Source organism: Streptomyces sp. NPDC002181 (genome assembly GCF_042890485.1).
Taxonomy (GTDB): domain Bacteria; phylum Actinomycetota; class Actinomycetes; order Streptomycetales; family Streptomycetaceae; genus Streptomyces.
Genome location: NZ_JBIASC010000002.1, coordinates 583,695 through 607,554 on the forward strand (window position 1 = coordinate 583,695; position 23,860 = coordinate 607,554).

Consider the following 23,860-nt stretch of genomic DNA (forward strand, 5'->3'; position numbering starts at 1 on the left):
ATCCGTCCGGGAGGGCCGGGCTACGCTTCGGGCGCCAGGTCGACGACCACCGGGGCGTGGTCCGAGGCGCCCTTGCCCTTGCGCTCCTCGCGGTCGACGTAGGCGTCGGTGACCGCCTTGGCGAAGGGCTCGTTCCCGTAGACCAGGTCGATGCGCATGCCCCGGTTCTTGGGGAAGGCGAGCTGGCGGTAGTCCCAGTACGTGTACGGCCGGTCGTACTTGAGGGGGCGCGGCAGCACGTCGGAGAGCCCGGCGGCCCGCAGCGTCTCCAGGGCGGCGCGCTCGGCCGGCGTGACGTGGGTCAGGCCCGCGAACACCGCCGGGTCGTACACGTCCTCGTCGGTCGGGGCCACGTTGAAGTCGCCGAGCACCGCGAACGGGCGCGGGCCGGCCGCGTCTTCGGCGACGGCGGCGGTCAGCGCGCGGAACCACTCCAGCTTGTAGCCGTAGTGGTCGTGCTCGACCTCCCGGCCGTTCGGCACGTACACCGACCACAGGCGGACCCCGCCGCAGGTGGCGGAGATCGCCCGGGGCTCCTCGACCCCCTCGTAGGCGGGCCCGCCGGGCAGGCCCTTGACCACGTCCTCCAGGCCGACCTTGGAGATCAGGGCCACCCCGTTCCACCTGCCGGTGGCGTTGACGGCCGACTCGTAGCCCAGCTCGCGCAGCTGCTCGTGCGGGAACTGCGCCTCGGAGCACTTGGTCTCCTGGATGCACACGACATCGGTGCCGGAGCTCTCCAGCCAGGCCAGCAGACGGGGCAGCCGGGCGGTGATCGAGTTGACGTTGAACGTGGCGATACGCATGCCGTCCAACCTACCGCCCGGCACCGACAGTCACAGCTGAGCGGCTTCTCCGGCGGCGAGGCGCCCGTGGTCGGTGCCGCCCAGGGCCGCGAGGGCGCCGTCGTAGATCGGCCGCGCGATGTCCGAGAGGTAGGCGTCGTGGATGTCGATGGCCCGGCGCGGCTTGACCTCGCGCAGGTAGTCGATCACCTCGGCGACCTTGTTCCAGGGCGCGTGCACCGGCAGCATCAGGGTGTCCACGGGCACCTCGGGCACCGTCAGCGCGTCTCCGGGGTGGAAGAGCGAACCCTCCACGAGGTAGCCGACATTGGTGACCCTCGGGATGTCCGGGTGGATCACCGCGTGCAGCTCGCCGTGGACCTGGACCTCGAAGCCGGCCGCGCTGAAGGCGTCCCCGTGACCGACGGTGTGCACCCGGCCCGGATAGGCGGGGGCCAGCCGCTCGGCGACGCTGCGCAGCGTCCAGAGCGCGGCCCCCGGGTTGGCGTCGAGCGCGGCGCGCAGCCGGCCCTCGTCGAAGTGGTCGGGGTGCTCGTGCGTGACGAGCAGGGCGTCCGCCCCGAGCCCCGCGTCGGGTTCGCTGAAGGCGCCCGGGTCGATGACGAGCACGCGCCCGTCCTTCTCCAGTTGGACACAGGAGTGCAGCCGCTTGGTGAGCTTCATGGCAGCAGGCTAGCCATTCACGGGGTCGCCGTTGACACCACGTAGACCCTCGGCTTGGCCGGGTCGGTGAGGTCGACCGTGACGTCCCGGGTGGGGCGCGGGTTCGGCTGCTCCAGGGTGGTGCCGTACCAGGCGTTGTTCGGGCCCCAGCTCCAGCCCGCGATGGCGGAGTCGTGCGGGCTGATGGAGACCTCCCGGGTCAGCTCGGCCCGGCTGGTGCCGATGTCGGCGAGGAAGGAGTCCAGGTCGGCGGGGGTGACCGCGAACTGCACGTACAGCCGGCTGGTGCGCCAGTTGTTGGTCTCCAGGAACCCGACCCGCCAGGCCTTCGGCGGGATCGGCACCTCGTAGATGCTGCGCTGCACCTTGGAGGGCCAGCCGGGGCGCACCTTGGCCGCGCCGACCTTGGCGGCCTTGTCACGGCCGCTCTCGCGGCTCTGCTGGGCGGAGACGGCGAGATAGCCCGCGGGCACGCCGACCAGCAGCAGGATGATGATCGCGGTGATCCAGCGGCGCCGGACGACGTGCTTGCGGTCCTCCGGCGGGAGCGGGGCGCCGCCCTCGTCGGGGGCGGACGCCTGGCGGGGTACGGAGGGCGGGGTCACTGCGGGTCCCCGTCCTTGGGCTCGGCGGGTTTCGGGTCCGCGGCCCCGGCGGCCCCGGTCTCCGCGGCCTCGGTCTCCGCGGCCTTGAGCTCGGCGGCCTTGAGCTCGGCGGCCTTCGCCTCCGCTGCCTTGCGCTCCGCGGTGGCCGGGGAGTCGATCAGACCCCACTGCGCGTAGCGCTCGTACCGCTCGACGCGCCGGCGCGTGGCGCGGCGGAAGCGGCGGGCGACGAGCCGGGCCAGGTCGGCGGCGCCGACCATGCCGGCCTCGGGGCCCAGCTGGGCCTTGGCGATCCGGGCCTCGGGGCGGTAGCCGCGGCCGGTGAGGTGGCGCCGGAAGGCGTCCCGCGCGGGCCCGATCAGCAGGTCGTCGGCGGCGCTGACGCCGCCGCCGATGACGAAGCAGGAGGGGTCGAGGGCGGCGGCGAGGTTGGCGATGCCGACGCCGAGCCACTGGCCGATGTCCTGGAGGAGCTCGACGCACATGGCGTCGCCCTCACGGGCCAGCTCGGTGATGAGCGGCCCGGTGATCTCCGCGACGTTGCCGCCGACCTTGGCGATGATGTTGTACGCGACCGGCGAGTCGGCGGCGGCGAGCTCGCGGGCCTCGCGCACCAGGGCGTTGCCGGAGCTGTACTGCTCCCAGCAGCCGCGGTTGCCGCACGGGCAGCGGTGTCCGCCGGGCACGACCTGCATGTGGCCGAACTCGCCGGCGACCCCGAAGCGGCCGCGCTTGACCTGGCCGCCTTCGAGGATCGCCCCGCCGATGCCGGTGCCGAGCGTGATCATGACGAGGTGGTCCTCGCCGCGTCCGGCGCCGAAGCGCCACTCCGCCCAGGCTGCGGTGTTGGCATCGTTGTCCACCATGACCGGGACCGCGAGCCGGGACTGGAGCGCGTCGCGCAGCGGCTCGTCGCGCCAGGCCAGGTGGGGCGCGAAGAGCACCCGGGAGCGGTCGGCGTCGACCCAGCCGGCCGCGCCGATGCCCACGGCGTGGACGTCGTGCCGGTCGGACAGGTCGAGCACCAGCTCGACGATGGTGTCCTCGACGACCTTGGGGCTCTTGGACTTGTCGGGGGTCTCGGTGCGGATCTTCTCCAGGATGACCCCGTCGGCGTCGACGACGCCGGCCATCACCTTGGTCCCGCCGATGTCGATGCCGACGGTCGGGACGCGCGGGGCGGTCAGGTGCGACCGGCGCTCACGGGTCCCGATGGTCCGCAGGACGGTGCCTCGCGCCGACCCCCGGTGGGTGAGCGCAAAGTCCCGGTACGTGCTCATCGAGTCGTGTCGTCCCTCAGGGTGCGGTGGTGCCGGATGCGGTGTCTGCTGCTCCGGACGGGTGGTCCGGTCCCGATTCTGCCACCCGCTCCAGTTCGTGGCTCAGCTCGTCCAGCTCGGAGCCGCCCGCCATCTGCCGGGTGAGCTCGTCCAGGGTGATCGAGTCACGGGTGTGGCTGCCGGCCATGGTGCCGCGCTTGAGCAGCACGAAACGGTCGCCGACCAGGTGGGCGTGGTGCGGGTTGTGGGTGATCAGGACCACGCCGAGGCCCGCGTCACGGGCCGCTGCGACGTACTTGAGGACCACGCCGGACTGCTTGACGCCGAGGGCGGCGGTCGGCTCGTCGAGGACGAGGACCTTGGCCCCGAAGTGGACGGCGCGGGCGATGGCCACGCACTGCCGCTCACCGCCCGACAGGGTGCCGATCGGCTGGTCGACGTCGCGCAGGTCGATGCCCATGCGCAGCAGCTCGGCGCGGGTGGTCTCCCGCATGAGCTCCACGTCGAGGCGGCGGAAGGGGCCGCGCCCCTTGGTGGGCTCGGAGCCGAGGAAGAAGTTCCGCCAGACGGGCATGAGCGGGACGACGGCCAGGTCCTGGTAGACGGTGGCGATGCCGTGGTCGAGGGCGGCGCGCGGGTTGGCGAGCACGGTCTCCTCGCCCTCGATCTCGAAGCTGCCGGCGTCGTGCCGGTGCAGGCCCGCGATGATCTTGATGAGGGTGGACTTGCCGGCGCCGTTGTCGCCGAGGACACAGGTGATCTCGCCGGCGTGGACCTCCAGGGAGACCCCCTGGAGCGCTCGGATGTTGCCGTAGAACTTGCTGACGTCGGTCAGCTTCACGAGGGCCGGGGCCCCGGCCGTGGTCACGGTGGTCACGGTCACTTCGCCTCCGCCCGCTTGCGGACCCATGCGTTGAGCAGCGTCGCCAGCAGGAGCATCGCGCCGAGGAAGAACTTGAACCAGTCCGGGTTCCACTGGGCGTACACGATGCCGTTGCTGGTCATGCCGAAGATGAAGGCGCCGACGGCCGAGCCGATCGCGGAGCCGTAGCCGCCGGTCATCAGGCAGCCGCCGATGACGGCCGCGATGATGTACAGGAACTCGTTGCCGACGCCCTCGCCCGACTGGACCACGTCGAACGAGAAGAGGATGTGCTGCCCGGAGATCCAGGCGCACAGGGCGACGCCCATGTACAGGCCGATGCGGGTCTTGACGACGGGGACGCCGGTCGCGCGGGCCGCGTCCGCCCCGCCGCCGACCGCGAAGATCCAGTTGCCGGCGCGGGTGCGGAGCAGGATCCAGGTGGCGACGGCGACCAGGGCCAGCCACCACAGGATGGTGACCTTGAGCGTGACCGAGCCGACGTTCCACTGCGAGGCGAAGAGCGCGCGGGCGGAGGAGAAGCCCTCCATGTCGGCGATGCTCTTGGTCGAGACGGAGCCGCTGATCAGCTTGGTGAAACCGAGGTTCAGGCCCGTCAGCATCAGGAAGGTGCCGAGCGTGATGATGAAGCTCGGCAGCTTGGTACGGGTCAGCATGAACCCGTTGAAGAAGCCGATGGCCAGGGTGACCAGCAGGGACACCCCGACGCCCACCCACACGTTGGCGGTCATCTGGTAGCTGAACATCGAGCTGACCAGCGCCGAGGTGGTGACCATGACCCCGGCGGAGAGGTCGAACTCGCCGCCGATCATCAGCAGGGCCACGGGGCACGCCATGATCCCGATGGTGGAGGCCGAGTACAGGATCGTGCTGAGGCTGGAGGCCTGCAGGAAGCTCGGGGCGGCGAAGGAGAAGAAGACGAAGACGGCGGCCGCGCCGACGACCGCGCCCAGCTCGGGGCGGCCGAGCAGCCTGCGGACCAGGGAGGTGGGGGCGAGCCGTTCGTCGGCGGCCGTTGCCGTGCTCATCGGGTGCCCCGCTTGATGTACTGCTCCAGCTTGGCCGCCTCGTCGGCGGTCACGATCTGCGGGCCGGTCAGCACCGGGCGGCCGCCGCCGAGCACGTCCGCGTTGTAGCGGTACAGCCAGAGCAGGTCGATGGCCTCGTAACCCTGGAGGTAGGGCTGCTGGTCGACGGCGAAGCCGAGGGCGCCGGACTTGAGGTCGCGGGCGACGGACTCGTTGAGGTCGAAGGTGTCGACCTCGGCCTTGCTGCCCGCCGCGTCCTTCGCCTTGACCGCCGTCGGGGCGAAGGGGGCACCGAGGGTGACGATCGCGTCGACGGAGGGGTCGGCCTGCAGCTTCGCCTGGATGGCCGCCTGCACGGAGGGCATGTTGGTGCCTTCGACGTACAGGTTCTCCATGGTCCCGCCGAACGTCTTCTTCGCCCCGGCGCAGCGCTGCTCGTGGCCCACGTTGCCCTGCTCGTGCAGGACGCAGACGGCCTTCTTCTTCCCGCGCTTGGTCAGCTCGCTGCCGACCGCCTCGCCGGCGATCTGCTCGTCCTGGCCGATGTGGGTGAGGGCGCCGTACTCGGCGGACTGCGCGGATCCGGAGTTGACGGTGATCACGGGGATGCCGGCCTTGACCGCCTTTCCGATGACGTCCTTGAGCGCCTCGGGCTTGGCCAGGCTCACCACGATCCCGTCGACCTTCTGGTCGATGGCGTTCTGCACGAACTGGGCCTGCTGCTGAGCCTGGTCGTCGTGGGCGTAGACGAAGTTGATGTTGTCCTTCGCCGCGGCCTCCTTGGCGCCCTTCTGGACGATGTCCCAGAAGGTGTCGCCGTCGCCCGCGTGCGTGACCATCGCGAAGGTCCAGCGCGGGGTGGACACGGCGGGCCGGCCCGCCTGCGCGGCCTTCGCCCGGTCCTCGGCGCGCTTGCCGCCCGTGCTGCTGCAGCCCACGAGGGAGGCTCCCAGTACCGCCGCGAGCACGGCGCCCACGACGCGTACCCCTGTCCGAACCCTAGCCACGTCTGCGTGCCCTTCCCTCGTCCTGTGTCTGCCGCCGCCGTCTGCGGGCCGCTGCCGCCAAAGCGGTCATTACGGTTCCAGCCGCTCAGTATCCGCCACAGTGGACCATGTGCCGCCATCGGGGCCTTCGAGCCCATCCGGGCCAACTGCGCCATCGAAGGCCTCTTCGGACAGATTGACAGCCTCCGGTGACAGGGTCACGTTGATTGCATGCGCATCGGGGTGATCGGAACGGGCCGGATCGGCTCCTTCCACGCGGCGGCACTGGCCCGCCACCGGGACGCGGGCTCGCTGCTGCTCGCCGACGCCGATCCCGCGCGGGCCGCGCGCCTCGCCGACCGGCTGGGGGCGACCGCGGCACCCTCCGTGGAACAGGTCTTCACCTGGGGCGTGGACGCCGTGGTCGTGGCCTGCGCCACCGACGGGCACGCCGGGCTGGTCCTGCGGGCGATCCGCGGCGGGCTGCCGGTCTTCTGCGAGAAGCCGCTGGCCACCGATCTGGCCCGGACGCTGACCGTGCTGCGCGAGGTGTCCGCCGCCGGCGGAGTGCTCCAGCTGGGCTTCATGCGCCGCTTCGACGCGGGCTGCCGCACCGCGCGGGAGCTGGTGCGCTCCGGGGCCCTGGGCCGGCTGCACACCGTACGGACGATGACCGCCGATCCGGCCCCGCCGCCCGCCGCGTACCTGGCGACGTCCGGGGGCCTGTACCGGGACTGCCTGGTGCACGATTTCGACATGGTCCGCTGGGTGACCGGGCACGAGGTGACCGAGGTGTACGCGACCGGCTCCGACGCGGGTCCGGCCGTCTTCCGGGAGCTCGGCGACGTGGACACCGCCGTGGCCGTGCTCACCCTGGACGACGGGACCCTGGCCACCTGTACGGGCACCCGGTGCAACGGCGCCGGCTACGACGTGCGGATGGAGCTGGCCGGAGAGCTCGACCAGGTCTCCTCCGGGCTGGACGACCGAACGCCGATCGCCTCGACCGAACCCCACGGCCCTCCCCCGGCGAGCAAGCCCTGGACCGGTTTCCTGGAGCGGTTCGGCCCCGCGTACGAGGCGGAGCTGGCGGCCTTCGTGAAGCTGGTGCGCGGGGAGGGACCCAACCCGTGCGACGGCCGGGAGGCGCTGGCCGCGCTGCGGATCGCGGAGGCGTGCGAGGTGTCGCGGCGGGAGCGGCGCCCGGTCCGCATGACGGAGCTCCCGGATCTGTGACGGCACCGGCGGCGCGGGCCGGGGCCGAAGCGGTAAGGAGGAGGCCACGGGCGGCGGCTACCAGCGCACCGGCAGCCGGGTCACGCCCCGGATCAGACTGCCCCCGATGTACGTCGGCGCCTCCTCGGACGGGTCCTCCGTGAGGTCCGGGAAGCGCTCCAGCAGCCCGCGGAACGCGATGCGGCCCTCCAGGCGGGCGAGCGGGGCGCCGATGCAGAAGTGCAGTCCGTGCCCGAAGGCGAGGTGGCCGGCCGGGGCGCGCCGGATGTCGAAGGTGTCGGCGGCCTCGTAGCGCCCGGGGTCGCGGTCCGCGCCGCCCAGCGAGACGAGGACGGTGGCCCCGGCCGGGATGGCGGTGCCGCCGAGCTCCATGTCCTCGCGGGCGTAGCGGTAGGTGGTGTTCTGCACCGGGCCGTCGTAGCGGAGCATCTCCTCGATGGCGCCGTCGAGGAGGCCGTCGCAGTCGGCGCGCAGGGCGGCCAGTTGGTCCGGGTGGGCCAGCAGGGCGCGCGTTCCGTTGGAGATGAGGTTGACGGTGGTCTCGTGGCCTGCGATCAGCAGCAGGAAGGCCATGCCGATCAGCTCGTCGGGCGACAGCGCGTCGCCGTCCTCGTCGCGGGTCCGGATGAGGGCGCTGAGCAGGTCCTCGCCGGGTTCCTCGGCCTTGGCCTCGACGAGCTCGGCGAGGTAGTCGCCGAGCTTCTGCTGCGCGGCGGCGCCGTCGGGCAGGGTCGTGGGGGCGAGGACCTCCTTGGACCAGTATCCGAAGCGTTCGCGGTCCTGGTCGGGGACTCCGAGGAGTTCGCCGATGACGGTCATGGGCAGCGGGAAGGCGAGGGCCTTGACCAGGTCGGCCGTGCGCCCGGGACGGGCGGCCATCGCGTCGAGCAGTTCGTCGGTGATCTGCTGGACGCGGGGGCGCATGGCCTGCACGCGGCGCATCGTGAACTCGCGGGCGACCAGGCGTCGCAGTCGGGTGTGGTGCGGCGGGTCGGCCTCCAGCATGTTGCTGTTGGCGGGGGTGGTCGCGACGCCCGGCAGGACCTGGCTGCCGGCCCAGTTCTTCAGCAGACCCGGGTGGTTGAGGGCCCGGCGGGCCTCTTCGTAGCCGACGACCAGGAACGCGGGCGCGTATTCGGCGGCCGTGACCTCCACCTGGTGCACCGGGCCCGTCTCACGCAGTCTGGCGTAGAACGAGTAGGGATCCGTGTGGAAGTCAGCGTCGTTCGTACTGATGTCCGGCTGTGGCATGCGGTCACACTAATGTGGCCGCTCGATGGTGGAAGCACCATTTCCGGTCACGCGTTCATATCGGCTGCCGGGCCCGGGGCCCCGGCCGGTGTCCGGGCCCTGTCCGTCGGGTCAGCCGAAGGTGGCGAAGGTGGCGCGGCCCGTCGGGCGGTACGTGAGGATGGCGGCGCCGTTCGGCGTCGTGCGCGAGGCGACCAGCTCGTAGGCCGTCGGCAGTCCGCCGGTCGGGAACAGCCGCCGCCCGGCGCCCAGGAAGACGGGGTACACCTCCAGGTTCAGCTCGTCCACGAGGTCCCGCACGAGCAGCCACTGGGCCAACTGCCCGCTGCCGTGCACCTGGAGCTCCCGGTGCCCCTCCAGCCCGTCCTTGATCCGGACGATCTCGCTCTGGAGCTGCTCCCCGTCGATGACGGTGGTCCCCGCCCAGGACGGATTCGTGAGCGTGGTCGAGGCCACGTACTTCGGCAGGCCGTTCAGCCGGCTCGCGATCGGGTCGGTGGGCTCGGTCCGCTTCGGCCAGTAGCCGGCGAAGATGTCGTACGTCCGGCGCCCGAGCAGGAAGGCCCCGGCCCGGTCGAACAGCTCGGTGGTGAACGCGCCCACGCCCTCGTCGTGGAACGGGGTCAGCCAGCCGCCGTACTCGAACCCGCCGGCGGGGTCCTCCTCCGGCCCGCCGGGGGCCTGCATCACGCCGTCGAGGGTCACGAAGGTGGTCAGGGTCAGCTTGCCCATGGATCTGCGCTCCTTGCGTCCGGTGCCATCCGCACGGGTTCCGCCGGCAGGGGGCTTTGCCCATACGGGTTCCCCCTGTACGGCTTCAGACTCCCGGCCGCCCGCGAACTCATCGGCGCGGCGCGCACGAACGCGAGGTCCGATTCCCGCCAGCGCCCGCACCCCTCCCCCTCTTTCATTGAACCCGCAACGACTTTTCGGGCAGTGAGAACGAGGGAGAAGACCATGGGCGGCAATGGCGCGGTGGTGGCACTGGTGACCGGTGGCAGCCGGGGCATCGGGGCGGCCACCGCCCTGCGGCTGGCGCGGGACGGGGCCGATGTGGCGCTCACGTACGTCAACGGCGAGCGGGACGCGGCCGAGGTCGTCGGCGGGATCGAGGCGCTCGGCCGGCGCGCCCTGGCCGTACGGGCCGACGTGGGCGACCCGGCGCAGGCGGTCGCCGCGGTGGAGGAGACCGTACGGGGCCTGGGGCGGATCGACGCACTGGTGAACAACGCGGGGATCGGCGTACTCGGACCCCTGGACGCCCTGACCCTGGCCGATGTGGACCGGGTGCTGGCGGTCAACGTGCGCGGGGTGTTCCTGACCACCCAGGCCGCGGCCGCCCGGATGGGCTCCGGCGGCCGGATCGTCACCATCGGCAGCTGCATGGCCGCGCGGGTCCCGGGCCCCGGAGGAACCCTGTACGCGATGAGCAAGGCCGCGCTGACCGGCCTGAACAAGGCACTGGCGCGGGAGCTCGGCGAGCGGGGCATCACCGCGAACCTCGTGCACCCGGGCCCGGTGGACACCGACATGAACCCGGCGGACGGGCCGTACGCCGCCGCGCAGAGCACGCTGACGGCCCTCGGGCGCTTCGGCACCGCGCAGGAGGTGGCCGGCCTGGTGTCCTTCCTCGCCGGACCGGACGCCGCCTATGTGACGGGCGCCGAGTTCGCGGTGGACGGCGGCCACGCGGCATAGCCGCCGGACCCCGGGCGCGCGGACACGCCGACGGGGCGCACCGCTGCTGCGGTGCGCCCCGTCGGGCCGTGCGGGCCCCGGGGGTGTCGGCCCCCGGGGCAGTCACGCGGACGGCGTCAGCCGCCCAGCTCCTGGTTGCGGGCGGTCAGCGCGGCCGCGCCGGCCTCCGTCAGCGAGCCGTACAGGCGCAGGCGGGAGAAGCCGCCGTCCGGGAAGATGTCGATCCGCACGTGGGTGCCGACCGCCGGGGCGTCCAGTACGAAGCGGTGGTTGGTGTCGGGCTGCAGGCGGGTGCGCGGCAGGAACTCCGTCCACTCGCCGTCCTCGCCCGTCTTGACGGACAGCGAGGCCCAGCCGGCCGAGTTGCCCTTGAGGTAGGCGGTGTCGATCTCGACGGCGCGGATCTCGGAGTCGGCCACCAGCTGGTAGCGGATCCAGTCGTTGCCGTTGTCGCGGCGGCGGGCGGTCTCCCAGCCGTCGTCCATCTTGCGGGAGCGGCCCGGGTTGATGGTGTTGGTCGGCGGGGAGTAGAAGCGGTTGGAGGCGTCCTGGACGGAGCCGCCGTTCTCCAGCGCGACCACGTCGAAGGAGCCCAGCGCTTCGAGCCACTTCGGGTCGGGCAGGACCTCGCCGTAGACGCGCAGGCGGGCGATGCCGCCGTCGGGGTGCTGGTTGACGCGCAGGTGCGTGAAGCGCTGCTCCACGTCCACCTCGAAGCCGTTGGCCGCGTGGCCGCCGACCGGGGTGCGGGCGACGATCGTCGTCCACTTCACGTCGTCGCCCTGGAGCTCCTCCGGGGTCGGCGCGAGGGCGCCCTCCCAGTTGGTGGCCTCGACGGAGACGGCCTGCGGCATGTTGCCGCGGAAGTGGGCGGTGTCGACGACGATGCCGCGGATGACGCCGGGGGCACCCAGGCGTACGAGCGCCCAGTCGTGGTCCTCGGGCGTCGGCCAGGGCTGGGTGGCCGAGACGCCGCGGCGGCGGCGGGTCTCCCAGCCGTCCATGACCTTGCCCTTGTGGCCGAAGTCCTCCGGGTCGAAGTGCGCGGCCTCGGAGATCAGCAGGTTCTCCCGCTGGGCGAAGAACTCGTCGTTGGCGGCGATGACACCGGCGCCCAGCTCACGGGCGGCGAGGTTCGCGTACTGGGTGAACGGGAATTCCGCGGTGCGGTAGTCCGCGTACGGGTCGCCGCCTCCGTACGGGTTCGCGTTGCCGGTGAAGGATTCAATCGCCACTGGTCAGTTCTGCCTTTCGAGGAGGAGGCCCGTGGGCTCGGTCGGGGTGCCGTGGTCGGCGATCTGCGTGCCGCGCAGCCAGGTGGACTTCACGACGCCGTGCAGGGTCTTGCCCGCGTACGCCGTCACCTGGTTGCGGTGGTGCAGTTCGGCCGGGACCACGGTGAACGTTTCTTCGGGGGCGAGGACGGCGAAGTCGGCGTCGCGGCCGGCCTCGATGGCCCCCTTCCGGGCGAGGCCCGCGAGCTGCGCCGGGGCCGCCGACATCCAGCGGACCACGTCCTCCAGCGTCCGGCCGCGGCGGCGCGCCTCGGTCCAGATCGCCGGCAGGCCCAGCTGGAGGGAGGAGATGCCGCCCCACGCGGTGGAGAAGTCGCTCGTCTTCAGGTCCGCCGTGGACGGCGAGTGGTCGGAGACGATGCAGTCGATCGTGCCGTCGGCGAGCGCGTCCCACAGGAGGTCCTGGTTGGCGGCCTCGCGGATGGGCGGGCAGCACTTGAACTCGCTCGCGCCGTCCGGTACTTCCTCGGCCGTGAGGGTGAGGTAGTGCGGGCAGGACTCGACGGTGATGCGGACGCCCTCGGCCTTGGCCGCGGCGATCAGCGGAAGGGCGTCGGAGGACGACAGGTGCAGCACGTGCACGCGTGCGTTCAGACGCTTGGCCTGGGCGATCAGGTTGCCGATCGCAGTGTTCTCGGCGTCGCGCGGCCTCGAGGCGAGGAAGTCGGCGTACTTGGGGCCCGGGACGACGGGGGCCGCGTCCAGGTGGTGCGGGTCCTCGGCGTGCACGATCATCAGGCCGCCGAAGCCGCTGATCTCCGCGAGGGAGGTGGCCAGCTGCTCCTGGTCGAGCTCGGGGAACTCGTCCACGCCGGAGGGCGACAGGAAGCACTTGAAGCCGTAGACCCCGGCGTCGTGCAGCGGCGCCAGGTCCTTGACGTTGTCCGGCAGGGCGCCGCCCCAGAAGCCGACGTCCACGTGCGCCTTGGCGCGGGCGACCTCCTGCTTGACGCGCAGGTTGTCGACCGTGGTGGTCGGCGGCAGGGAGTTCAGCGGCATGTCGAGGATGGTGGTGACACCGCCGGCCGCGGCGGCGCGGGTGGCCGTCCAGAAGCCCTCCCACTCGGTGCGGCCCGGGTCGTTCACGTGCACGTGGGTGTCGACCAGGCCGGGGAGCAGGACGTCGTCGCCGAAGTCCTCCAGCCGGGCGCCGGCCGGCACCTCGGCGTCGTGCGGCAGTACGGCGACGATCTTCCCGGCGGCGACGGCGACCGAAGCGGCGCGCGTCCCCCCGGGGGTGATGACGCGAGTCGAGCGCAGTACCAGTTCCACGTCGTCGGACACGCCGGAACCTCCCCATCTACTTCCACAGAGCGAAATTCAACGTTCTGTTGACGGAGTCTCGCCGCCGATCCGGGGCCAGTCAAGAGCCGCCGGACAGAGCACCGACTCACCGGTGCCGCAATTGGATGTTTCCACAGGATGGAATTAAGATTTCACTATCCAGAATGTAGCTACCACCACCGGGGGGCGGACGGGTAACTTCCCGAGGAGGTCCGCGACCCGGACAAACCCCATCTGACCGGCGGGGACGGCCTCGACCCGCATCTAGGGCCGACGCCGACCGACCGGTAGGCTGCTTCCTTGCCTGCCAGCACCGAAAGGACCGCGCCGTGCCGACGTCCAGCGCCAGCACCACCGACGCTTCCGCGAAGCCCACCGCCGCCAGCGGTGGCGTTCAGTCCCTTGAGCGCGCCTTCGATCTGCTTGAACGCATGGCCGATGCCGGGGGCGAGGTCGGCCTCAGCGAGCTCTCCACCGCCAGCGGTCTGCCGCTGCCCACCATCCACCGCCTCATGCGCACCCTCGTGGCATGCGGCTACGTCCGGCAGCAGCCCAACCGACGGTACTCCCTCGGCCCCCGCCTGATCCGCCTCGGCGAGTCCGCGTCGCGCCTGCTGGGGACCTGGGCGCGCCCCTACCTCGCCCGTCTGGTCGAGGAGACCGGCGAGACGGCCAACATGGCCCTGCTCGACGGGGACGAGATCGTCTACGTCGCCCAGGTGCCCTCCAAGCACTCCATGCGCATGTTCACCGAGGTCGGCCGCCGGGTGCTGCCGCACTCCACCGGCGTGGGCAAGGCGCTGCTCGCGTACACGCCCGCCGACGAGGTACGGGCGCTGCTGGCGCGCACCGGGATGCCCGCCGCGACCGAGAAGACCATCACCACTCCGGAGGGCTTCCTGGAGGCCCTGGAGCACGTCCGCAAGGCGGGTTACGCGGTAGACGACAACGAGCAGGAGATAGGGGTCCGCTGCCTGGCCGTGTCGGTGCCGAACTCGCCGACCGCCGCCGCGATCTCCATCTCGGGACCGGCGGGCCGGGTGACCGAGGCCGTGGCCGAGTCCTTCGTGCCGATCCTCCAGAACGTCGCGGCCGAGCTGTCGGTGGCGCTGCAGAGCCAGAACCCCGCGTAGGGCGCGGGTTCCGGCCGCGAGCCCGGACGTACGAAGGCCCCGGCCCCCGCCGACGCGCGGGACCGGGGCCTTCGCCGTGCGTACGGGCGCTCAGGCGGCCGGGACCGCCGGGGACCCGGACTCCTCCCTGGCCCGCTCCGTCAGGCGGCCGTCGGTCATCGTGGCCGTCCGGTCCATCCGCTCCAGGTGGGCGTGGTCGTGCGTGACCAGCACGGTCGCCGTGGAACGCTCGCGGGTCAGGGTGACCAGCAGGTCGAGGACGGCCGCCCCCCGCTCGTGGTCCAGGGCGCTCGTGGGCTCGTCGACCAGGAGCACGGCCGGCTCGTTCATCAGGGCGCGGGCGATGTTGACGCGCTGGCGCTGGCCTCCCGAGAGCTGGTGGGGCCGCTTGCCGGCCTTGTCGGCGAGCCCGACCGCGTCCAGCAGCTCCAGCGCCCGGCGGCGCAGCGTCCGCGAGGGGCGGCCCGACAGGTGGGCCATCACCTGGAGCTGCTCGGCGGCGGTGAGGGAGGCCAGCAGGTTCGGCTGCTGGAAGACGATGCCGATCTTCTCCCGGCGCAGGGCCGACTTCTCGGCCGCGCTCAGCCGAGCGGTGTCCCGGCCGGCCACCACCACCTGCCCGGAGTCGGGGGTGACCAGGGTGGCGGCGACGGCCAGCAGGCTGGACTTGCCGGAACCGGAGGGTCCGATGACCGCGGTCAGCGTGCCCGCGGGCACCTCCAGGCGGACCCGGTCGAGGGCGGTGAGCCGGCTCTCGCCGTCCGGGTAGGTGAGCGTGACATCGTGCACGAGCAGGGTCATCGGGCGCTCCCGAGGGCGGTCAGGGGGTCGACGGCGGTGATCCGCCGGATGGACAGGGCCGCGCCCAGCGCGCCGAGCGCGATCATGATCGCGGCGGGCGCCAGCACGGTCGCGGTGCCGAGGACGAAGGGCACGTCGCCCCCGCTGATCAGCGCGCCGAACCCGGCGGCGATCGCCGTACCGAGCCCGGTGCCGATGGCGAGCATGACCACGGCCTGCCCGAGGGCGTCCTTGAGGAGGTACGGGGTGGAAGCTCCGAGCGCCTTCAGCACGGCGATGTCGCCGCTGCGCTGGATCGTCCAGACGGTGAAGAAGGCCCCTATGACCAGGGCGGAGATGGCGAAGAGGAAGCCGCGCATGAGCTGGAGCGAGCCGTTCTCGGCCTGGTAGGACCCTATGGCGCCGAGCGCCTCGTCGACGGTCCGCGCCCGGGTGGCGGCGGCCGCGTCCCCGGCGGCGAGGTCGGCGGAGGCGGTGGTGTCGAGCGCGATCACGGTGGCGAGGGTGTCGGCGGAGGTGCCGGGGTTGCCGATGCGCTGCCAGTCGTTCAGGTCCATCCAGACGACCGGGGTGTGGCTGTAGGCGGCGGTGCCGGAGACGGCGGCCACGGTCAGCTCCAGCGGGCCGATCTTCAGCCGGGCGCCGGCGCCCTGTCCGCCGAGCTCCTTCGCCGCCTTCTCGGTGAGGACCACCCGCCCCTGGGCGAGGCCGGTGCCGCGCGGCGGGAGGGGGCCCGCCGGGTCGACGCCGAAGACGGAGACCGCGGCGGTGCGGGCGCCGGCCGACGCGTTGGTGGTACGGATGCCGAGCGGCTCCGCCGACTGCACGCCGGGCTGGGCGCGCCAGGCCAGCCAGGCCTGCCGGGGCACCTGGGAGTTGGTGAAGGACACCTCCTGGTCCCCGGCGGGCGCGGCGAAGGCGAGGTGGTCGGCGGGCAGTCCGGTGACGGCCGAGACGTTCTCCCGGGCCAGGCCGGCGGTGAGCCCGGACAACAGGCCGACCAGCAGCGTGATCAGCAGTACGACCGAGCCCATGAGGGCGAAGCGGCCCTTGGCGAACCGTAGATCTCTCCATGCGACGAACATGAACCCCACCCTGGTCTTCGGCGTGGGCACACCACATCGCGCCACGGTGGCGATCCTGGTATCGAAGGACGCATCCGGACATCAAACTTTCGATTGACGGGCGGCCGCCGCCCCGCCTTTACGCTGGTCGGGCCATGGCTGATCCGGAATCCCCTGCTCCGCGCCCCCTCACTCCCGTGACGCGCGTCCTGCGCCTGTGCCTGCACGCGCTGCTGTTCGGGCTGCTCGCGCTGGCCGCCGGGCGGGCCGTCACCGATTCCGCGCCGCGCGCCGGCGGGGTGGTCGCCGCCTGCGCGGTGCTGGCCGCCGTGTACGTGGCGGGGGTGCTGACCCCCGCGGTGCACCGCTCGCCGCGGGCCGCGGCGGTGTGGCTGGCCGGGCTGGGCGCGGCCTGGGCGGCGCTGCTGGTGGTCTCCCCCGACGGGCTGTGGATCGCGTTCCCGCTGTACTTCCTGGAGCTCCACCTGCTGCGGCTGCGCTGGGGGATCACGGCTGTCGCGGTGACCGCGTGCGCGGCGATCGGCGGCTTCGTGGCGCACGCGCAGAGCGGCGCGCTCTCACCGGGGGCGTTCCTCGGGCCGCTGCTCGGCGGGGCCGTGGCGGTGGCGACCGTACTGGGCTACCAGGCGCTGTACCGCGAGAGCGAACGCCGCCGGGAGCTGATCGAGGAGCTCATCGCCACCCGCGCCGAGCTGGCCGCGGCCGAGCGCGACGCCGGGGTCCTGGCGGAACGGGAACGCCTCGCCCGCGAGATCCACGACACCCTGGCCCAGGGGCTCTCCTCGATCCAGCTCCTGCTGCGCGCAGCGGAGCGATCACTTCCGCAGGATGCTCCGGCCCTGGACCACATCGGGCGCGCCCGGGAGGCGGCGCAGGAGAACCTCGCCGAGGCGCGTCGCTTCGTGCGGGCCCTCACCCCGCCCGACCTGGAGCACGGATCCCTCGCCGCCGCGCTGGAGCGGCTGTGCGCGGCCGCGCCCGGGCCGCGGGTCCGGTTCTGTCTGAGCGGCGCACCCCGGGTCCTGCCCACCCCGTACGAGGTCGCCCTCCTGCGCATCGCGCAGTCGGCGCTGGCCAACGTGGTGCGCCACGCCCGCGCGGGGCGCGCCGAGATCACCCTGACCTTCATGGACGCCTCGGTGACGCTGGACGTGGTGGACGACGGAACCGGCTTCGACCCCTCCTCGGCCCCTTCCGCCGAGGGCGGGTTCGGGCTGCCCGCCATGCGCTCGCGGGCCGAGACCCTCGGCGGCCTGTTCACGGTCGAGTCCTCCCCCGGCCAGGGCACCGCCGTGGCCGTCACCCTGCCCCTGCCCCTGGAGGTCTCCTGATGACGATCCGCCTGCTGCTGGCCGACGACCACCCGGTGGTCCGCGCCGGACTGCGCGCGGTGCTGGACACCGAGCCGGACTTCGCGGTGGTCGCGGAGGCCGCCACCGCCGAGCGGGCGGTGGAACTGGCCGCCTCCGAGCCGGTGGACGTGGTCCTGATGGACCTCCAGTTCGGTACGGGCATGCACGGCTCGGCGGCGACGGCGGCGATCACGGCCCGGTCCGGGGCGCCCCGGGTCCTGGTCCTGACCACGTACGACACGGACGCGGACATCCTGGCGGCGGTCGAGGCGGGCGCATCGGGCTACCTGCTCAAGGACGCCCCGCCGGAGGAACTGGCGGCGGCGGTCCGCACGGCGGCGGCGGGCCAGTCGGCACTGGCCCCGGCCGTCGCCCTGCGCCTCATGGACCGCATGCGCACACCGGCGGAGGCGCTGACGAAGCGGGAGCTGGAGGTGCTCCAGCTGGTCGCGGACGGACTGTCGAACCAGCAGATCTCGAAGAAGCTCTTCCTGAGCCAGGCCACGGTCAAATCCCACCTGGTGCACGTCTACGCGAAGCTGGGCGTCGACTCCCGCACCTCGGCGGTGGCCGCGGCCACCTCCCGCCGTCTGATCCGCACCCCGTAGGCACCCCCGGGCCCGCGCGCGCGGCCGGCCGGGCGGTGCACTACGCCACCCAGTGCGGCCGGTCCACCGCCGGAGCCAGCGGGACCCCGTCGTGGAGGGCGGCCGCGAGGCGGCGTACGGCCTCGTCCAGGCGGTCCGCGGACAGCGTGTACGGAATCCGCAGCCGGTGCTCGAACGTCCCGGGGTCGACCCCGAACCGCGCCCCGCGCCCGATGTGCACGCCGCAGGCCCCGGCCCGCTCCGCCAGCGCCGAGCTCACCGGTTCCCCCAGATCCACCCACAGCGACAGCCCACCCGGCCCCCGCACCCACGACCACTCCGGAACGTGCCGCTCCAGCGCGGCGACCAGTGCCTCCCGCTGCTCCCGCAACTGCGCGAGCCGGGCCGGCAGCGTCCGCTCCAGCCCTTCCAGCAGCGGCTGCGCCACCAGCTGGTCCAGCACGGATCCGGTCATGTCCGCGGCCACCTTCACGGCCGCCAGCTCCGTGATCATCTTCGCGGTGGCCCGCACCCAGCCCACGCGCAGCCCGCCCCAGTGCGTCTTGCTGAGCGAGCCGATCGTCACCACGTGATCGGCCCCGCCCCGCGGCGCCAGTGAGGCCAGCGGCGCCGGCGGGGGGACGTCCAGGGCGATGTCGGCGATGGTCTCGTCGACCACCAGCCACGTCCCGGTCCGCCGCGTCGCGGCCAGCAGCCGCAGCCGCTGCTCCCGCGGCATCAGCAGGCCGGTCGGATTGTGGAAGTCCGGGATCACGTACGCCAGCCTGGGCACCGTCTGGCGCAGCGTGGACTCGGCGATCTCCATGTCCCAGCCCGCGTCGGAGACCGCGATCGAGCCGGTGCGCAGCCGTGCGTGCCGCAGGGCGTCGAGGGCGTTCGCGTAGGTGGGACTCTCGGTCACCACCCGGTCCCCCGGCGCGCACAGCAGGCTCACGACCAGGGAGAACGCCTGCTGGGCCCCGGAGGTGACCAGGATCTGCTCGGGGCGGGTCGCCAGGCCCCGCCGGGTGAACCGCTCGGCGACGGCGCTGCGCAGGTCGGGCAGGCCGAAGGGGCGGTAGCCGGGGCTCCGGGCGAGTCCGGGCAGCCGGGGTGCGGCCCAGGCGAGGGCCTCGGTGAGGCTGTCCTCGGGTGCGCCGAGGGCGGCGATGGCCAGGTCGATCCCGGGATCGCCGTCGGTGAGGTACCCGCCGGTGCCGGCCAGCAGGTGCGCGCCGACCGGGCCGTGGCCCTCGGGGAGCTCCGTCCAGGTGCCGGAGCCGCGCCGGCTGCGGACGTAGCCGCTCTCGCGCAGCAGGTCGTACGCCCCGGTGACGGTGGCCCTGCTGGCGCCGAGCGCCTCGGCGAGCTCGCGCTCGGCGGGCAGCCGTACGTGCAGGGCGATCCGGCCGTCGAGGATCAGCGTCCGCACGGCCTCGGCGAGGGAGCGGTAGCCGGGGCGGGCCAGCACCGCGGAGGGCAGCAGTGCGGCGAGCTGGCGACTGCCGATGGTCCTGTCCGCCGTTTGGACGACTCGCCCGTTTGCCATGCCAACCTCCCCTGATTGGCTCTGCCGGCCAGGCCAATCGAGGACCAGACTCGCGGTATTGGCCCCCGATTGGCAAGGAGACGACCATGTCCGCCCCGCTGACCGACCGTGACGAGCGCGCCCTGGCGGCGGCCGCCGAGAACCGGATCTCCCGGCCGCTGCGGCTCGGGCCCGCCCTGGCCACCGTGCGACGCCTTCTGGAGCGCCGCCCGCGCACCGCACGGCAGGGGCGAGAATCACTGACATGCCACCCACCACACATTCAGCCCCGAGCCCGGTGATCGCGGGCCTCCTCCTCGCGGCCGGCGGCGGGCGCCGTCTGGGGGGCCGCCCCAAGGCCCTGCTCCCGTACCGCGGCCGCCCGCTGGTCGAGAACGCCGTACGGGTACTGCGCGAGGCGGGCTGCGGGCCGGTCCACGTGGTGCTCGGCGCCTCCGCGGCCGAGGTCCGCGAGCGGGCGGACCTGAGCGGCTGCGCGGTCGTGGACAACCCCGACTGGGCGGAGGGCATGGGCTCGTCCCTGCGCGTCGGCCTCGCCTCGCTCGCCGGTACGGGCGCGGACGCGGCCCTCGTCTCGCTGGTGGACCAGCCGGGCATCGGCCCGGCGGCCGTGGCCCGGGTCCGGGAGGCGTACCGCTCCCCCGCGAGCCTGGTGGCGGCGGCGTACGGCGGGGAGCGCGGGCATCCGGTGCTCTTCGGCGCGGACCGCTGGGCCGACATCGCGGCGACGGCGAAGGGGGACAAGGGCGCGCGGGTGCACCTGACAGATCACGCGGACGAGCTCACGCTGGTGGAGTGCGGGGACATCGCCGAGGCCTTCGACATCGACACCCCGCCCGACCTGGCACGACTCGCTTGAGCGGCGGCCGCGGGGCAGTTGAGCGGGCAGTGACGAAGGTGGCACTGAGGGCCACCAGGCGCAGGACTCTGTCGACTCAGAGAATCTCGACATCAACAAACCATTGAACTTCCACCATAAGGAAATTACTATCCACTGGTCAGAAGCGCCCTGAACCCCCAGACGGCGCCCGCGACCGTATCCCGGAACTCTCCACACCCGGCGGCACTGCGTGCCGCCCTGCGCGAGCATTCCCCCGCGGCCGCCAGGCACCGCCGCTGAAGGAGTGACAGATATGTCCGCACCAGCGCCGTCATCGCTGGCCATCGTCGACGCCGAGCCCCTGCCCCGGCAGGACGAAGTCCTGACCGAGGCGGCCCTCGCGTTCGTGGCCGAGCTCCACCGGCGGTTCACGCCCCGCCGCGACGAGCTGCTCGCGCGCCGCGGCGAGCGCCGCGCCGAAATCGCCCGTACCTCCCACCTCGACTTCCTCCCGGACACCGCACAGGTCCGCGAGGGCGACTGGAAGGTCGCGCCGGCGCCGGCCGCGCTGAACGACCGCCGTGTGGAGATCACCGGTCCGACCGACCGCAAGATGACCGTCAACGCCCTGAACTCGGGCGCCAGGGTCTGGCTCGCCGACTTCGAGGACGCCTCCGCCCCCACCTGGGAGAACGTCGTCCTCGGCCAGCTCAACCTCATCGACGCCTACGAGCGCCGCATCGACTTCACGGACCCGCGCACGGGCAAGTCGTACGCCCTGAAGCCGGCCGAGCAGCTGGCGACCGTCGTGATGCGCCCCCGCGGCTGGCACCTGGAGGAGCGCCACCTCCAGGTCGAGGGCCGCCCGGTCCCCGGCGCGCTGGTCGACTTCGGCCTGTACTTCTTCCACAACGCCAAGCGGCTCATCGAGCTCGGCAAGGGCCCGTACTTCTACCTGCCGAAGACGGAGTCCCACCTGGAGGCGCGCCTCTGGAACGAGATCTTCGTCTTCTCGCAGGACTACGTCGGCATCCCGCAGGGCACGGTCCGCGCGACCGTCCTGATCGAGACCATCACGGCCGCGTACGAGATGGAGGAGATCCTCTACGAGCTGCGCGACCACGCGGCCGGCCTGAACGCGGGCCGCTGGGACTACCTGTTCTCGATCGTGAAGAACTTCCGCGACGGCGGCGAGAAGTTCGTCCTCCCGGACCGCAACGCGGTGACGATGACGGCCCCGTTCATGCGGGCGTACACCGAACTCCTGGTCCGCACCTGCCACAAGCGCGGCGCGCACGCCATCGGCGGCATGGCGGCCTTCATCCCGTCCCGCAAGGACGCCGAGGCCAACCGGGTCGCGTTCGAGAAGGTCAAGGCCGACAAGGACCGCGAGGCGGGCGACGGCTTCGACGGCTCCTGGGTCGCCCACCCCGACCTGGTCCCGATCGCGATGGCCTCCTTCGACGCGGTCCTCGGCGAGAAGCCGAACCAGAAGGACCGGCTGCGCGAGGACGTCTCGGTGGCGCCCGGCGAGCTCATCGCGATCGACTCGCTCGACGCGAAGCCGACGTACGAGGGGCTGCGCAACGCCGTCCAGGTCGGCATCCGCTACATCGAGGCCTGGCTGCGCGGCCTGGGCGCGGTCGGCATCTTCGGCCTGATGGAGGACGCGGCCACGGCCGAGATCTCCCGCTCGCAGATCTGGCAGTGGATCAACGCCGGCGTCGTGTTCGAGCACGACGGCGAACCCGTGACGGCCACCGCCGACCTCACCCGCGAGATCGCCGCCGGGGAACTGGCCGCGATCCGCGCCGAGATCGGCGAGGAGGCCTTCGCAGCCGGAAAGTGGCAGCAGGCCCACGACCTCCTCCTCCAGGTCTCCCTGGACGCGGACTACGCGGACTTCCTCACCCTCCCGGCCTACGAACAGCTCGTCGGCTGACCCGAGTCCGACCGGCCCGCACAGCGGCCGGACCTCCCACCTCCGCCCCCAGGCCCCAGGCCCGGGGGCGGAGGTGTTTTCGCGTACGGACGGCCGCGGGCCTTCGCGCAGCGTGCGCACGCGCCGTCGGCCGAACTCGGCCGCGGAAACGGAATGCCGAGGCACCGAACGACCGGTCGGTCGTTACCCCATCGTAATCTGCGGCTACCTAGCGGTAACAACGTGCTGCATGTCACCTTTCCGATGCCACCGGCCGGCGGTACCCCCACTTTCCCAGCCATGCACCGGAGTTCTCTTCGGCATTGCCATGGCCGACCGCAGGAGTTCCGCCGTGATCGGATTCCGCACCGCCAGCAAGGACCGGGCCCGCAGTCGAGCGCGACGACTCGCCGGGGCCGGGATGGTTCTGCCGCTCGCCGTCGGCGCTCTGGTCGCCGGATCCGCCGGGACCTCCGCGGCCAGTCCCGGGACCGGGCCCACCGCCGTGGTGTCCATGGGCGACAGCTACATCTCCGGCGAAGCCGGCCGCTGGAAGGGCAACAGCCTGACCAACAGCGGGAACCGGACCGGCACGGACCGCGCATGGGTCTCCGGGAACACCTACGACCCCTCCAAGGTGTACGGCAGCACCGCCGGGGGGTGCCACCGCTCCGACTCCGCCGAGGTCAAGAGCGCGGGGGCCATCGCCGACGTGGCCGTGAACCTGGCCTGCTCCGGGGCGACTTCCGAGAACGTCTTCCGCGCCTCCAACGGCGGTGTCGCCTTCAAGGGCGAGGCCCCGCAGGCCGATCAGCTCGCCGCCGTGGCCCGTGCCAACAACGTCAAGGTCATCGCCCTGTCCATCGGCGGCAACGACCTCGGCTTCGCCGACATCATCAAGGACTGCGCCCTCGACTTCGTCCTGTGGGGCTCGTACTGCTACGACGACCAGCAGTACGGCGTGGACGAGAAGATGGACGGGGTGATGGCGAACGTCGGCAAGTCCGTGGACGAGGTCCGCGCCGTGATGCGGACCGCCGGGTACGGCGACTCCTCGTACCGGATCGTGCTCCAGTCCTACCCGTCACCGATCCCGCGCGGCGCCGAGAACCGGTACACCCAGAGCGACTGGAGCCGGCTGAACACCGGCGGCTGCCCGTTCTGGAACCGGGACTCGGACTGGGCGCGCGATTCGCTCGTGCCGCAGATCGCGGGGCGCCTCAAGGCGGTCGCCGCAGCCAAGGGCGTGCAGTTCCTGGACCTGCGGGACATGATGCAGGGCCGCGAGGTGTGCGCGAAGTCCAGCAAGCTCGTGAGCAGTTCGGCGCCCGCGTCGGCGAAGACGAGCGAGTGGGCGCGCTGGATCGACAGCAGCGAGACGCAGGGGCTGGTCCAGGAGTCCATGCACCCGAACCACTTCGGCCAGCTGGCGGCCGGGCGCTGCCTGAACCTCGCCGTCGCCCAGCCCGCGAACTCCGCCTCCAGCTGCAAGAACACCGCCGGAGCGGACCAATCGGGCATGTTCCTGACCTCCGCCCCCTAGCCGTACGCTCCGGATCCAGGGCGCCCGCGGTGACCTCCGCGGGCGCCCTTTCCC

The 23,860-nt window shown here is 72.5% G+C and carries 21 protein-coding genes and 2 pseudogenes; 9 read left to right on the forward strand and 14 right to left on the reverse strand.

All coding sequences use genetic code 11. The features are described 5' to 3' along the window. Window positions 1–20: 20 nt before the first annotated feature. The 7 genes and pseudogenes from ACFYXV_RS08825 to ACFYXV_RS08855 form a co-directional block, all read right to left on the reverse strand. A complete protein-coding gene (locus tag ACFYXV_RS08825; protein WP_385464818.1) occupies window positions 21–806 on the reverse strand; it encodes an exodeoxyribonuclease III in 786 nt (261 codons plus the stop codon). A gap of 30 nt (window positions 807–836) precedes the next feature. Then, complete coding sequence (locus ACFYXV_RS08830) at window positions 837–1,469, reverse strand: MBL fold metallo-hydrolase (RefSeq protein ID WP_389382404.1); 633 nt, start codon at window positions 1,467–1,469, stop codon at window positions 837–839. 17 nt (window positions 1,470–1,486) lie between these two features. After that, entirely contained in the window at window positions 1,487–2,074 is a 588-nt protein-coding gene (locus ACFYXV_RS08835) for a hypothetical protein (RefSeq protein WP_385464812.1), read from the reverse strand. A 104-nt stretch (window positions 2,075–2,178) separates the two neighbouring features. Next, a pseudogene (locus ACFYXV_RS08840) lies at window positions 2,179–3,354 on the reverse strand (ROK family glucokinase); the annotation flags it as partial. Between the two features lie 16 nt (window positions 3,355–3,370). Further along, window positions 3,371–4,264: an ATP-binding cassette domain-containing protein gene (locus tag ACFYXV_RS08845; RefSeq protein WP_383343636.1), complete on the reverse strand. Its 894-nt coding sequence runs from the start codon at window positions 4,262–4,264 to the stop codon at window positions 3,371–3,373. Next, window positions 4,234–5,265: an ABC transporter permease gene (locus ACFYXV_RS08850; RefSeq protein ID WP_383343638.1), complete on the reverse strand. Its 1,032-nt coding sequence runs from the start codon at window positions 5,263–5,265 to the stop codon at window positions 4,234–4,236. Before ACFYXV_RS08850 ends, ACFYXV_RS08845 begins: the two co-directional genes overlap by 31 nt. Continuing rightward, a complete protein-coding gene (locus tag ACFYXV_RS08855; protein ID WP_385464805.1) occupies window positions 5,262–6,242 on the reverse strand; it encodes a sugar ABC transporter substrate-binding protein in 981 nt (326 codons plus the stop codon). Before ACFYXV_RS08855 ends, ACFYXV_RS08850 begins: the two co-directional genes overlap by 4 nt. A 240-nt stretch (window positions 6,243–6,482) precedes the next feature. Here ACFYXV_RS08855 and ACFYXV_RS08860 point away from each other — a divergent pair. Both ACFYXV_RS08860 and ACFYXV_RS08865 read left to right on the forward strand, forming a co-directional pair. Next, window positions 6,483–6,824 (forward strand): annotated as a pseudogene (locus tag ACFYXV_RS08860) (Gfo/Idh/MocA family oxidoreductase); the annotation flags it as partial. Continuing rightward, a complete protein-coding gene (locus ACFYXV_RS08865; protein ID WP_389382477.1) occupies window positions 6,801–7,487 on the forward strand; it encodes a Gfo/Idh/MocA family oxidoreductase in 687 nt (228 codons plus the stop codon). The pseudogene ACFYXV_RS08860 and the gene ACFYXV_RS08865, both read left to right, overlap by 24 nt. 57 nt (window positions 7,488–7,544) lie before the next feature. Here the strand turns inward: ACFYXV_RS08865 and ACFYXV_RS08870 are convergent, their stop codons facing one another. Further along, window positions 7,545–8,738 (reverse strand): cytochrome P450, encoded by a 1,194-nt coding sequence (locus ACFYXV_RS08870; RefSeq protein WP_385464802.1) that lies wholly within the window; start codon window positions 8,736–8,738, stop codon window positions 7,545–7,547. 111 nt (window positions 8,739–8,849) lie between these two features. Continuing rightward, a complete protein-coding gene (locus tag ACFYXV_RS08875) occupies window positions 8,850–9,470 on the reverse strand; it encodes a dihydrofolate reductase family protein (RefSeq protein WP_385464799.1) in 621 nt (206 codons plus the stop codon). Between the two features lie 225 nt (window positions 9,471–9,695). On the opposite strand from ACFYXV_RS08875, the gene ACFYXV_RS08880 reads away from it, so the two are divergent. After that, window positions 9,696–10,436: a 3-oxoacyl-ACP reductase family protein gene (locus ACFYXV_RS08880; protein ID WP_389382406.1), complete on the forward strand. Its 741-nt coding sequence runs from the start codon at window positions 9,696–9,698 to the stop codon at window positions 10,434–10,436. A gap of 116 nt (window positions 10,437–10,552) precedes the next feature. On the opposite strand, the gene alc is transcribed toward ACFYXV_RS08880, so the two are convergent. Beyond that, entirely contained in the window at window positions 10,553–11,671 is a 1,119-nt protein-coding gene (gene alc, locus ACFYXV_RS08885; protein ID WP_383495275.1) for an allantoicase, read from the reverse strand. A gap of 3 nt (window positions 11,672–11,674) precedes the next feature. Beyond that, window positions 11,675–13,015 carry an allantoinase AllB gene (gene allB / locus ACFYXV_RS08890; protein ID WP_385464792.1) on the reverse strand — a complete coding sequence of 447 codons (1,341 nt, stop codon included), beginning with the start codon at window positions 13,013–13,015 and terminating at the stop codon, window positions 11,675–11,677. A gap of 329 nt (window positions 13,016–13,344) precedes the next feature. Between allB and ACFYXV_RS08895 the strand changes: the two genes are divergently transcribed. Continuing rightward, entirely contained in the window at window positions 13,345–14,148 is an 804-nt protein-coding gene (locus ACFYXV_RS08895) for an IclR family transcriptional regulator (RefSeq protein ID WP_366104904.1), read from the forward strand. Window positions 14,149–14,238: 90 nt separating this feature from the next. Here ACFYXV_RS08895 and ACFYXV_RS08900 read toward each other — a convergent pair whose 3' ends face one another. Continuing rightward, window positions 14,239–14,949: an ABC transporter ATP-binding protein gene (locus ACFYXV_RS08900; protein ID WP_389382407.1), complete on the reverse strand. Its 711-nt coding sequence runs from the start codon at window positions 14,947–14,949 to the stop codon at window positions 14,239–14,241. Continuing rightward, complete coding sequence (locus tag ACFYXV_RS08905) at window positions 14,946–16,034, reverse strand: ABC transporter permease (protein ID WP_389382408.1); 1,089 nt, start codon at window positions 16,032–16,034, stop codon at window positions 14,946–14,948. Before ACFYXV_RS08905 ends, ACFYXV_RS08900 begins: the two co-directional genes overlap by 4 nt. Before the next feature lie 134 nt (window positions 16,035–16,168). On the opposite strand from ACFYXV_RS08905, the gene ACFYXV_RS08910 reads away from it, so the two are divergent. Together ACFYXV_RS08910 and ACFYXV_RS08915 are read left to right on the forward strand one after the other, a co-directional pair. Then, on the forward strand, window positions 16,169–17,365 hold the full coding sequence (locus ACFYXV_RS08910) for a sensor histidine kinase (RefSeq protein WP_385464783.1): 1,197 nt from the start codon (window positions 16,169–16,171) through the stop codon (window positions 17,363–17,365). Next, window positions 17,365–17,994 (forward strand): response regulator, encoded by a 630-nt coding sequence (locus ACFYXV_RS08915; RefSeq protein WP_389382409.1) that lies wholly within the window; start codon window positions 17,365–17,367, stop codon window positions 17,992–17,994. The genes ACFYXV_RS08910 and ACFYXV_RS08915 overlap by 1 nt, the downstream gene beginning before the upstream one ends. A 40-nt stretch (window positions 17,995–18,034) precedes the next feature. Here ACFYXV_RS08915 and ACFYXV_RS08920 read toward each other — a convergent pair whose 3' ends face one another. Then, on the reverse strand, window positions 18,035–19,522 hold the full coding sequence (locus tag ACFYXV_RS08920) for a PLP-dependent aminotransferase family protein (RefSeq protein ID WP_389382410.1): 1,488 nt from the start codon (window positions 19,520–19,522) through the stop codon (window positions 18,035–18,037). A 244-nt stretch (window positions 19,523–19,766) separates the two neighbouring features. Between ACFYXV_RS08920 and ACFYXV_RS08925 the strand changes: the two genes are divergently transcribed. From ACFYXV_RS08925 to ACFYXV_RS08935, 3 genes are all read left to right on the forward strand, one after another. Next, window positions 19,767–20,381, forward strand: coding sequence for an NTP transferase domain-containing protein (locus tag ACFYXV_RS08925; protein ID WP_385464773.1), 615 nt, complete (start codon window positions 19,767–19,769; stop codon window positions 20,379–20,381). A 274-nt stretch (window positions 20,382–20,655) separates the two neighbouring features. Further along, complete coding sequence (gene aceB / locus ACFYXV_RS08930) at window positions 20,656–22,284, forward strand: malate synthase A (RefSeq protein ID WP_383343676.1); 1,629 nt, start codon at window positions 20,656–20,658, stop codon at window positions 22,282–22,284. Window positions 22,285–22,615: 331 nt separating this feature from the next. Then, a complete protein-coding gene (locus ACFYXV_RS08935; RefSeq protein WP_389382412.1) occupies window positions 22,616–23,806 on the forward strand; it encodes a GDSL-type esterase/lipase family protein in 1,191 nt (396 codons plus the stop codon). Window positions 23,807–23,860: the final 54 nt, after the last annotated feature.

Coding starts and splice junctions, on each gene's coding strand:
- ACFYXV_RS08825 (WP_385464818.1), bottom strand. CDS start 806: ATGCGTATCGCCACGTTCAACGTCAACTCGATCACCGCCCGGCTGCCC.
- ACFYXV_RS08830 (WP_389382404.1), bottom strand. CDS start 1,469: ATGAAGCTCACCAAGCGGCTGCACTCCTGTGTCCAACTGGAGAAGGAC.
- ACFYXV_RS08845 (WP_383343636.1), bottom strand. CDS start 4,264: ATGGGTCCGCAAGCGGGCGGAGGCGAAGTGACCGTGACCACCGTGACC.
- ACFYXV_RS08850 (WP_383343638.1), bottom strand. CDS start 5,265: ATGAGCACGGCAACGGCCGCCGACGAACGGCTCGCCCCCACCTCCCTG.
- ACFYXV_RS08870 (WP_385464802.1), bottom strand. CDS start 8,738: ATGCCACAGCCGGACATCAGTACGAACGACGCTGACTTCCACACGGAT.
- ACFYXV_RS08875 (WP_385464799.1), bottom strand. CDS start 9,470: ATGGGCAAGCTGACCCTGACCACCTTCGTGACCCTCGACGGCGTGATG.
- ACFYXV_RS08880 (WP_389382406.1), top strand. CDS start 9,696: ATGGGCGGCAATGGCGCGGTGGTGGCACTGGTGACCGGTGGCAGCCGG.
- ACFYXV_RS08900 (WP_389382407.1), bottom strand. CDS start 14,949: ATGACCCTGCTCGTGCACGATGTCACGCTCACCTACCCGGACGGCGAG.
- ACFYXV_RS08905 (WP_389382408.1), bottom strand. CDS start 16,034: ATGTTCGTCGCATGGAGAGATCTACGGTTCGCCAAGGGCCGCTTCGCC.
- ACFYXV_RS08910 (WP_385464783.1), top strand. CDS start 16,169: ATGGCTGATCCGGAATCCCCTGCTCCGCGCCCCCTCACTCCCGTGACG.
- ACFYXV_RS08915 (WP_389382409.1), top strand. CDS start 17,365: ATGACGATCCGCCTGCTGCTGGCCGACGACCACCCGGTGGTCCGCGCC.
- ACFYXV_RS08920 (WP_389382410.1), bottom strand. CDS start 19,522: ATGGCAAACGGGCGAGTCGTCCAAACGGCGGACAGGACCATCGGCAGT.
- ACFYXV_RS08925 (WP_385464773.1), top strand. CDS start 19,767: ATGCCACCCACCACACATTCAGCCCCGAGCCCGGTGATCGCGGGCCTC.
- aceB (WP_383343676.1), top strand. CDS start 20,656: ATGTCCGCACCAGCGCCGTCATCGCTGGCCATCGTCGACGCCGAGCCC.